Consider the following 9,668-nt stretch of genomic DNA (forward strand, 5'->3'; position numbering starts at 1 on the left):
CCGCCAGCGAGCATCCGTTCGATGACGAGCTTGGTCCATTCTGGGACGGCGCTGCCGTGTTTAGCGAGTAACTGACCCCACTTTTCATCATCAATTTGGAAGAGGAGTTTTGCGGGTCGAGGTATGTGCATACACGGGATTATAGCGAGCTAGGATGGCTGAATACAGTCACTTTCTAACAGCGTGTTAGCTCCCACCGTAGGCGGGCTACGTTCTGGTCAGGTCTCAGGCCAGGTTAAATCACTGAAAGTTAAGCCTGGCGATCGTGTCACTAAAGGGCAGCCGATAGCAGACATTGACGATGTGCCGCAGCGTAATGATTTGCGCAACGCCGAAGCCGCGCTCAACGTGGTAAAAGCCGATCTGCAAGCCAAGCAGGCGCTATTAAAACAGGCTGAACTCCGTTTCAAACGGCAGCGGCAGATGCTTAACGAAGAGGCCAGCTCACGTGAAAATTTTGAGTCCGCAGAAGCCACGCTAGCTACCACGCGTGCGGAGCTACTGTCGCTTAATGCGCGCCTGGTGCAGGCGCAGATAGAGGTGGATAAGAAAAAGGTCGACCTGAGCTATACACGTGTCGTCGCGCCGATGGACGGCATAGTTATCGCAGCTGTCACGCAGCAAGGGCAGACTGTTAACTCCAGCCAGAGCGCACCAACTATTATCAAGCTTGCCCGACTGGACGTTATGACCATTAAGGCTCAGATATCTGAGGCCGATATCACCCGTATTTACATCGGCCAAAACGCCGCCCAGCTTTCACCGCATGAGCTTGCAAGAATACGGCGGGAATATATCGGTTTTATCTTCCAGCGCTATCATTTGATGCCAGATCTCAGCGCACTGGGAAATGTTGAAATCCCCGCCATTTACGCCAACAGTGAGCGTGACCAGCGCCGGCTGCGAGCGGCTGCACTGCTGGGAAGGCTTGGGTTGGAAGGCCGTGAGCACCATAAGCCCGGTGAACTTTCCGGCGGTCAGCAACAAGCAGGCCACAGAAGAGGATCTGTGCGCTGCACGGCTAACCTTGCTCTCAGAGGCCAGTGACAACTACTGGCGTATTGGTTTTATTAACCAACAGATAACCGTCCTTCAGAAGAGCATCGACTACGCAAAAGAAACGCTACGCCTGGCGAATGCCCGCTACCACGCGGGTGGCTTTTCATCACTTGATTTGGTTGACGCACGGCAAAGCTTGCTGACCCAGGAGAACAGACTCACCGGGCTGCAGCGTGAACGTCTGCAGGCGGTATTGCTTGGTACCGCACCAGGCAGTCCGGTGGCTGAACCGACAACGTTGCTAAAAGGGGCAACGTTGTCGGTTAACGCAAATATTCCAGCCAGCGTGCTGAGAAACCGCCCCGATATCAGTGCTAAAGAGTGGCGGATGCGTGAAGCTCTGTCCACCGTTGATATCAGGCGCACCGAATACTATCCAGCCTTCACTCTGACAGGTTCTCTAGGCACCAGCAGCAGTTCGCTGATGGCGTTCCTGTAAAACGCTGTCAGCTCCGTTGGTGCCAACCTGACGCTGCCGTTCCTGGAATGGAGACAACAGAGCGTGGAGGTGAAAATTGCCCGCAACGACTACGAACAGCGATTACTGGCGTTTAAACAGTCGCTTTATAAAGCGATGAGCAGTATCGAAGACAAGCTGTCCCTGCGTAACCAGCTACTGGCACAGGAAAAAAGACTTCATGAAGGATTTGAGCTGGCAAGGAAGTCTGAGCGACTGAATGAAGTGCGATACCGCCAGGGCGCTGTACCTGTCTCATTCTGGCTTGATGCTCAGGAGAAGCGCCGCCAGGCAGAGCTATCACTGGATGAAAACCGCTTTAATCAGTTCCAGAATCTGGCGAAAATCTATCTGGAATTCGGTGGTTCGGCGACTTTCCATAAATACTGATAACTCATTCCTTAATAGGATGAAACGAACTTTTAGGCTCTGTCGCATTAAGGGGTTCTGAGGAGGGGCCCGACCGGGTAACCGGCGGGTCTACTCACCCGGAACCCCTATCCGTGCACCAACTTCCTTACCTATCTTTTTATTAAACAGGTAGCCTAATAACTTAATATTTAATTGAACTACTTTTAAATTATAGTTATTGTTACTGCCATATTAACACTGAATAAATAACCCAATATTAATGTAGGTAATTTTATGAAAAAAAAACGCTTTGCTTTTATCTTTAGTTGCATGTTTTTTTGTTAAAATACCCATATAAAACGCAGAGGAAATACTGTTTGGGAGTGGTAATCTTTGTAACCTATTTTCACTAAGGTTATGGTTTTTATTCCGAAAATAGAAAATTTGCTAATAGTTCTCTCGATTATTTCTTATTAATGGCTGGTCAATTTTATTGCTTTAATAAATATGTCAGTGCATACACTACTATCGATGCAGCATATTGATATCGGGAAATGAAACTTTCAGGGCGGTATTCTATCTCACAAGATTTGTTATTTACAAAAGTGCCATATAATCGAAGAATAGACATTGTTAGGATACAAAAATGACAATATGTAAATATATTATTATTCCGATACTCTTGATGTCAGGCTGTGTAATGCCCATCAAGAAATTATCCTCCCTATCGAATGATGATTTGTGTATTACCTTGGGTGAAAAAAACAATAATGGACCTATGGTTCTTAAGATCACAAAAGAAATTGAAGATAGAGGGGGCGTAATTAATAAAGAAAGATGCTATATCCTCTCGATGGATGCGATAGGGAAAAGAAAATCGTATGATAAAAAAGATAAAGAAAGAGAGCGAATGTTAAATGTCAATATTGATCAGCATATTCGTGATGCTGCCATAATAAAAAAATATGGTGAAATAATAAAAGAACATAATGAATCTTTGGGATTATAAGTAGTAATCATCCAAATAATTATCCCTCTTTTATTTTATTAGCTGACATGTGAGAGCGACAGGTAATATGCGTAAAAATCCAAGGTATTTTCTTTGACCTGACATATCAGGATATAAGATGCTTACCTGTAAAATGGGAATCATTCTCAGTAGTAGATGAATCGGATGATACCGGTTTAGTCATCCATGAAGCAACGCCATAAAAATCCAGTACTCGTTTAAGAATACTATTTTTCAACAGAAGAAACGCACAATGAAGAAATTTAAGTGGATATTTAAGATACTTGAGTACAAAATTAAAATAATACGCACTTGGGTTATTAGTGACCGTGCATATCTCGAGACGAAATTTCGTCAAAAATTTGGGTTTTACCCTAATCTTAGCAAGCCCAAGACGTTTAATGAAAAGATAATATATCGTATCTTGTTTGAAGATACACAGCGTTTTTCATATCTCGCCGACAAAATAACAGCTAGATATTATGTTATGAATAACATAGGAGAAGAATATATTGTCCCTATTGTTGGCATTTATAGTAAATTCAATGAGATTGAATTTGAGGCGTTACCTGATAAATTTGTACTAAAGTGCAATCATGATAGCGCAAGTGCTATCATATGCACAGATAAAAACAAATTCTCTTTGAAAGAAGCTAAGAATAAAATAAATTTCTGTCTTTCAAGGGGGATGTATTCTACAACGAGAGAACGACATTACCGCAATATACCGCCTAAAATCATTTGCGAGCATTATCTTGATGTATTTGAAGGGAAGGACAGGAGTATAACGCCTGAGCTTTATCGCGTACATTGTTTCTCTGGGAAAGCCGAATATATAGAAGCTGATTTTACCGACCACAATGGGCAAGAAAGCGTTAATATTTATAACAAATCTTGGGGTTTATTACAGGCTACTACAGGCTATCCTAATAATATTAACAGTGATATTAAAAAGCCACCTGAATTAGATGAGTTACTGTTGCTTTCAGAAAAACTAGCAGCTGATTTTGAATACTGTCGAATGGACTGGTTTATCGTAAACGGAAAAATTTATTTCAGTGAATTTACATTTACACCTTGTGCAGGACGAATGGAATTTCAGCCATATGACGTTGATCAGCTTTTTGGCAGTCTTTGGGAAAAAAATACTATTACAAAGAATGGGGATTCGTTATGTCAGTGATGCTTAGTGTTATTGTGCCCATGTATAATCCGGGTGAGTTTCTTATCCCGTTACTTAATTCTCTAGCCAGTCAGACAATGATTCAAATGGAAGTTATCATAGTAAATGATGGGTCCACAGATGGGTCACAGAAAACTGTAGAAGAATATGCAAAAAATCATAAAAACTTTCGGGTTATCCATCAAAACAATAAAGGCGTATCTGAAGCACGTAATACGGGAATACGTATTGCATCAGGAAAATATATCTCTTTTCCTGACTCTGATGATGAGCTTCACCCTGAAATGTATGAAGTACTCTGTTATGAGGCAGAAAAAAATAACCTTGATATCATGCAGTGTAACGGTGAGCGTAGAATTACTGGCAGCGAATCAGCAAGAGTGATTTTCCCCTATGAAAGACTTAAGTCTACCGCAATCATAAAGGGCGTTGACTGGTTAGAAGAGGCTCTGCAATCTCGCCGTTTTCTACATGTTGTCTGGCTGGCTGTTTATAATTTGGATTTTATCAGACGCAATGATCTATATTTTGAACCTGAACTGCACCATCAGGATATACCTTGGACGACAAATGCATTAATCCTGGCACGACAGGTTAAGTACACCGATAGGGTGCTTTATTGGCAAAATATCCATAACCAGTCTGTTAGTAATCGTGTACGCGTCGGGAGTGAAAATGTGTTTTATCAGCGTCATTACATGCGAATTTGTGAAATGCTTGTCGTTATCAATCGCTTTTACCAAAAAGAGGTAAAACACCGGCCTGCTTTATACTGGCAAATTACGCATGAAGCTTTAAGCATCTGTCACAGCGCAAGACGTGAACCTGAAATACACGCAAGAAAACAAATAGCGACTGAGTTCTTTGGTCGAAGTATGCATAAGTTAATGTGGGTTAACGCAAGGGGGCTACAACAGCGGTGGCATGTACTGCTCTGGCTCCGGCGTATGTACAGCTATCTCTAAGCATTTATGTTTGATGGCTCTGCCCGATGGTTATTTGGGGTTCTGTTGTATTAGGGGTATGAGGGCCAATGGAACGAAAACGTACTATAAGGGCTTCCCCGAACAGTCAACGCCGGTTTGATTTTTTTGTCTGACTACCATTGATAGCAAGCCCCCATTCCCAGTTGAAATGCAACAAAGTGACCTACTGGCTAGACCCGGATAAAATCACCGTTCTGGCCCTACCGGAGATCCCTTTGCATGCAGGGAAAACATCTGACTCAGAAAGAGCGGTTCTACATCGAAAAACGTCGTGATGATGGGGTTAATCAGGCCACCATTGCCAGGGCGATATGGATGCCCAGCGAAAAATGCGTAGCGGTCTATGATTGTCTTTGCAGCATCGGCTTGAAATACTTTAAGTTCAAAATCAGGCATCAGTATCATTCTCATTATTGAAGGAGTCCTGACGCTGGCTGAAACCTATGTGCTCAAGAACCCTATCTGGGATTTTATAAAATTCGACACTACTACCGGTGTATGGATCAAGGGTGTCGGCACCAATGTTATAAGACCTGAATTCACCATTTGATTTGTCCGCTCCACCCAACATGCGGTTTCCTAAAGGTTCTCATACCGATAAAGGAACCAGCATGTTAAGCAGAGAGGACCATTTAATGATAAAGCAAATGCGCGGTCAGGGGGCATACATCGTTGATATTGCCCATTACCTGGGATGTTCGGAGAAAACCGTTCGTCGTCATCTTCATTTCCCTGAACCTCCCACTCGAGGAAAACGGCAATGGTTAGCCAAACTTCAGCCCTTTATTCCCTACATCGATATGCGGTTGAATGAAAATGTCTGGAATGCTGAAGTGATCTTCCAGGAGATCAGGGAGGCCGGTTATTCCGGGGGCCGTTCCATGCTGCGCTATTATATTCAACCCAAGCGTAAAATGCGTCCTGGCAGGAAAACGGTTCGCTTTGAAACGCAACCCGGTTACCAGCTTCAACATGACTGGGGGCAAATCGAGGTTGAGATCGCCGGTCAATCCTGTATCGCCAACTTTGCTGTGAATACGCTGGGCTTCTCCCGGCGCTTCCACGTCTATGCTGCGCCCCGACAAGATGCCGAGCATACCTATGAATCGCTGGTTCAAACCTTCCGCTACTTCGGCGGCAGCGTGAAAACCGTCCTGGTGGATAACCAGAAAGCCGCCGTCCTGAAGCACAGCAATAACGGCGTGGTCATCTTCAATGCCGGGTTCCTCCAACTGGCTGAGCACTATGGTTTTATTCCCCGAGCCTGCCGCCCCCGGCGAGCACAAACCAAGGGGAAAGTAGAGCGAATGGTCGGTTACGTGAAGCATAACTTCTTCGTCCGTTATTATCAGTTTGATAGCTTCTATCATCTGAATCAGATGTTGGCACAGTGGCTGGAGAAGGTTGCCGCCTGTCGAGAATTGCGCCAGTTCCGACAAACACCGCAAGAACGGTTCGGCGAAGAGCAGGCCGCCCTGTTGCCTTTACCGGCAGGAGACTTCGATACCAGTTACTTCGATATCTGTCATGTGGCCTGGGATGGTTATATCGAGGTTCGGGGTAAGCGTTATAGCGTGCCGGAAACCTGCTGTGGTCAACCGGTAACCCTCCGTATCACATTGGATGAGGAGCTGCGTATCTACAGTAATGAGCGGTTGGTGGCCAGCCATCAACTGAATACCGGTTCACCGGGCTGGCAAACAGTGCCGGAACACCATCAGGCGCTGTGGCAACAGGTCAGCAGTGTAGAGCGACGTTCACTGAGTGAATATGAGGGGCTGCTGTGATAAATGATCTGGATACCTTACTGGCTCGACTGAAAATGGATCATCTGGGCGCCGCGGTTGACAGCGTCTGCGAGCATGCGGCGAAAGAAGAGCTGAATTACCGCGAGTTCCTTGTCCAGGCCTTGTCACAAGAGTGGAATGGCCGACATCTAAAGGGACTGGAGTCCCGGTTAAAGCAGGCACGATTGCCGTGGGTCAAAACGCTGGAGCAGTTCGACTTTAGCTTCCAACCTGGAATCGATCGCAAAGTGATCCGTGAGTTAGCAGGGCTGGCGTTCGTCGAGCGGAGTGAAAATGTGATCCTGCTGGGCCCCCCGGGTGTGGGCAAAACTCATCTTGCCGTCGCCCTGGGCGTCAAAGCCGCTGATGCGGGTCATCGTGTGCTGTTCATGCCATTGGACCGTTTAACAGCAACGTTAATAAAAGCCAAGCAGGAAAACCGGCTGGAAAGACAGCTCCAGCAGTTGAGCTATGCCCGGGTGCTTATCCTGGATGAGATAGGCTATCTGCCGATGTCGCGTGATGAATCCAGTCTGTTCTTCCGGTTGCTCAATCGGCGTTACGAAAAAGCGAGCATAATCCTGACGTCGAACAAAAGCTTCACAGACTGGGGAGAAGTGTTCGGTGATCATGTACTGGCGACGGCGATCTTGGATCGTCTGTTGCACCACTCAACCACACTGAATATCAAAGGAGAAAGCTATCGCCTGAAAGAAAAACGTAAGGCGGGTATGTTGTTGAAAGAACCCCCACCAGAAAGTCATGTGCAACTGGCTGAAAGTGGACAACAGCAGTGATGAAAAGCGGACATTAATAATGGTGAAAAGGGGTCATTAGACGTTGGCGTTGACAACGCAGTATAAAACTTAAACAAACGTCCCTTTATAACTTACAATGAACCAGCCTGTGGGGCAGGTGGGATGGCTATTGCAGCAGCGATGTATATGCGTGAAAACGGGTATAACCCCCAAGAGCAAATTTTTATGGTTTGTACAGACATTGATGGCATGGTTGCTGATATGTGTTACATCCAATTATCGTTGTTGGGTATCCCTGCCCAGGTTATTACCGGTAATACACTCACACTGACCGTGAATAGAACTTTCCATACACCTTTTTGGTATCTGGGAGGGTGGGAAGAAAAGTTAAAACACGCTGAAGCCGTTGAGCAGATGATGACGATATTCTCCCGCCTACAAGCCGCTTAATATTTTAAATACAAAGTTATATATAGAAGTCATATATCACTTTGATTTAGAGTAATTGATAATAGTAACTTTATATTTTACATATTGTAACTTTTAATGATACAATACATGTACGGAATGGAATGACGGAACAGACAATGATTAAGTCTTTTCGGGATAAAAACCTAGAACTGTTCTACATGGAAAGTAAACGAGATCGCGCGATACCGGCAACAATAGAGCGCCAGTTAGCGAAGAAGCTCGATATGTTGGCCGCCGCACATAATGAGCGAGATTTGTTTATTCCAACCAGTAATTACTACAAGCGTCTCTCAGGGCAGTTTGATGGCTGGTCAAGTATGAGAGTCAATATTCAATGGCGGTTAATGTTTCAATGGAAAGACGGATATGCTGAAAGCATCTACCTCGATCCTCATCAAGACACCTAGCAGGGGGATTTATGCTTGATACCACTACTCGCGAACCTACTACGGTAGGCGAAATTTTGCAGGAAGAATTTTTAACCCCATTAGCCATTGGGCAGGAAGAACTGGCCGATATTATGGGCGTGACTCGCGCAACGGTTAACCGTTTGTGCAAAGGCCGTCGTCGTCTGACTGTAGAGGAAGCGACGCTGTTTTCTGAGTTGTTTGAGACGACGCCCGAATTTTGGTTGAACCTCCAAGCCGCTCATGACCGTTGGGAAGCACGAGAAGCGCTTCAAAAACATAAGCGACCCCCAATGCGTCCTATCATGGAAATGTTGGGGCGGCGTATCTCACACGCCTGATCCTGCCAAATAGAAACCGCTCAGATGAGCGGTTTTTTTCATCCCAAATCTGCCCATTTGCCTTTATTGGCCAGAACCGGCGTTGAGGGTTCTAATGGAATGGACGCCCCCAACTTAAACGGCATCAGTATGCCAAAATGGAAGTATGTCAAAAACGACCATTTAATAACTGGGAGCGTTCATCATGAAGGTTACAACCATCGGTATTGATCTGGCAAAAAATGTCTTTCAGCGGTTGTGTCGCATTAACCGAGGAAAGACGAAGAAATCTAGGCTGTCTATTTTTTAGGTGGCCAATCGATAAAATTGTTCATGGTTAGGAAGTTGGATCCATTGATTGCTCTTAAGTCAGAGACAAAATAGTGCGGTTCGTCCGTTGGTTTCATCAACTATGGCAGCGTATGGTTTACAATTGAGTGAAATGACAGCGCTTTTGATACCCAATCCAAATTTTAGACAGATCTTCCCTATGCTGCCTGTCTTAACCATCGCTCTGTTTGGAACTCCAACTGACGTCTGGCCAATAACTCTTCTGCCCGGATACCGGCCTCCGCACTGTTAAAAACCATCCGACTGCCACACAACACGCACTGGTAAGGATCCACATTGGTAAATTGTTTCATCAGCGACGCAACGCCCAGCTTCTGTGGTTTTTTCTTCATTTTAATCCCCAGTGCGGTATAGATTTTAGGCAATAACTCAGCCCGTTTCCGGTTGGCCAGAAAACCGTAATACCTCACCATTTTAAAATGGCGTGACGGGAGATGGCTGTTATAGCGTCATAACAACTCTTCCTGGCTGAGTCGTTGTGTACGGTGCCGCTGAGTCCGGTGGTCATAGTAATGATGAACAACGGCTC

General features: G+C 45.3%; 10 protein-coding genes and 4 pseudogenes. 10 read left to right on the forward strand and 4 right to left on the reverse strand.

The genetic code is table 11. The features are described from left to right. A pseudogene (locus AEP37_RS28085) lies at positions 1-131 on the reverse strand (IS91 family transposase); the annotation flags it as partial. A gap of 88 nt (positions 132-219) precedes the next feature. Between AEP37_RS28085 and etsA the strand changes: the two are divergent. The 5 genes and pseudogenes from etsA to AEP37_RS21395 all read left to right on the forward strand — a co-directional run. After that, positions 220-750 (forward strand): annotated as a pseudogene (etsA, locus tag AEP37_RS27985) (macrolide efflux RND transporter periplasmic adaptor subunit EtsA); the annotation flags it as partial. A gap of 241 nt (positions 751-991) precedes the next feature. Beyond that, positions 992-1,906, forward strand: a pseudogene (gene etsC / locus AEP37_RS21380) (macrolide efflux RND transporter outer membrane subunit EtsC); the annotation flags it as partial. A gap of 607 nt (positions 1,907-2,513) precedes the next feature. Next, on the forward strand, positions 2,514-2,876 hold the full coding sequence (locus AEP37_RS26690) for a hypothetical protein (RefSeq protein ID WP_050692043.1): 363 nt from the start codon (positions 2,514-2,516) through the stop codon (positions 2,874-2,876). 253 nt (positions 2,877-3,129) lie between these two features. Then, a complete protein-coding gene (locus tag AEP37_RS21390; RefSeq protein WP_049615228.1) occupies positions 3,130-4,059 on the forward strand; it encodes an ATP-grasp fold amidoligase family protein in 930 nt (309 codons plus the stop codon). Continuing rightward, positions 4,050-5,024, forward strand: coding sequence for a glycosyltransferase (locus AEP37_RS21395; RefSeq protein ID WP_049615229.1), 975 nt, complete (start codon positions 4,050-4,052; stop codon positions 5,022-5,024). The genes AEP37_RS21390 and AEP37_RS21395 overlap by 10 nt, the downstream gene beginning before the upstream one ends. Positions 5,025-5,231: 207 nt before the next feature. Here AEP37_RS21395 and AEP37_RS21400 read toward each other — a convergent pair whose 3' ends face one another. Both AEP37_RS21400 and AEP37_RS21405 read right to left on the reverse strand, forming a co-directional pair. Further along, complete coding sequence (locus tag AEP37_RS21400; RefSeq protein ID WP_049615230.1) at positions 5,232-5,441, reverse strand: hypothetical protein; 210 nt, start codon at positions 5,439-5,441, stop codon at positions 5,232-5,234. Continuing rightward, entirely contained in the window at positions 5,434-5,616 is a 183-nt protein-coding gene (locus tag AEP37_RS21405) for a hypothetical protein (RefSeq protein ID WP_049615231.1), read from the reverse strand. Before AEP37_RS21405 ends, AEP37_RS21400 begins: the two co-directional genes overlap by 8 nt. Before the next feature lie 40 nt (positions 5,617-5,656). On the opposite strand from AEP37_RS21405, the gene istA reads away from it, so the two are divergent. The 5 genes from istA to AEP37_RS21430 all read left to right on the forward strand — a co-directional run bounded on the left by istA (position 5,657) and on the right by AEP37_RS21430 (position 8,809). After that, a complete protein-coding gene (gene istA, locus AEP37_RS21410; RefSeq protein WP_049615232.1) occupies positions 5,657-6,832 on the forward strand; it encodes an IS21 family transposase in 1,176 nt (391 codons plus the stop codon). Further along, on the forward strand, positions 6,832-7,629 hold the full coding sequence (gene istB, locus AEP37_RS21415; protein WP_049615236.1) for an IS21-like element helper ATPase IstB: 798 nt from the start codon (positions 6,832-6,834) through the stop codon (positions 7,627-7,629). The genes istA and istB overlap by 1 nt, the downstream gene beginning before the upstream one ends. Positions 7,630-7,752: 123 nt before the next feature. Then, entirely contained in the window at positions 7,753-8,040 is a 288-nt protein-coding gene (locus tag AEP37_RS21420; RefSeq protein WP_050692042.1) for a hypothetical protein, read from the forward strand. A 137-nt stretch (positions 8,041-8,177) separates the two neighbouring features. Then, positions 8,178-8,468: a type II toxin-antitoxin system RelE/ParE family toxin gene (locus tag AEP37_RS21425; protein WP_049615238.1), complete on the forward strand. Its 291-nt coding sequence runs from the start codon at positions 8,178-8,180 to the stop codon at positions 8,466-8,468. An 11-nt stretch (positions 8,469-8,479) separates the two neighbouring features. Then, positions 8,480-8,809: a HigA family addiction module antitoxin gene (locus AEP37_RS21430; RefSeq protein WP_049615233.1), complete on the forward strand. Its 330-nt coding sequence runs from the start codon at positions 8,480-8,482 to the stop codon at positions 8,807-8,809. A 467-nt stretch (positions 8,810-9,276) separates the two neighbouring features. Here AEP37_RS21430 and AEP37_RS28090 read toward each other — a convergent pair. Further along, positions 9,277-9,668 (reverse strand): annotated as a pseudogene (locus tag AEP37_RS28090) (transposase); the annotation flags it as partial.

Origin of the sequence: Yersinia pekkanenii, assembly GCF_001152565.1 — a bacterium.
Classification (GTDB): Bacteria; Pseudomonadota; Gammaproteobacteria; order Enterobacterales; family Enterobacteriaceae; genus Yersinia; species Yersinia pekkanenii.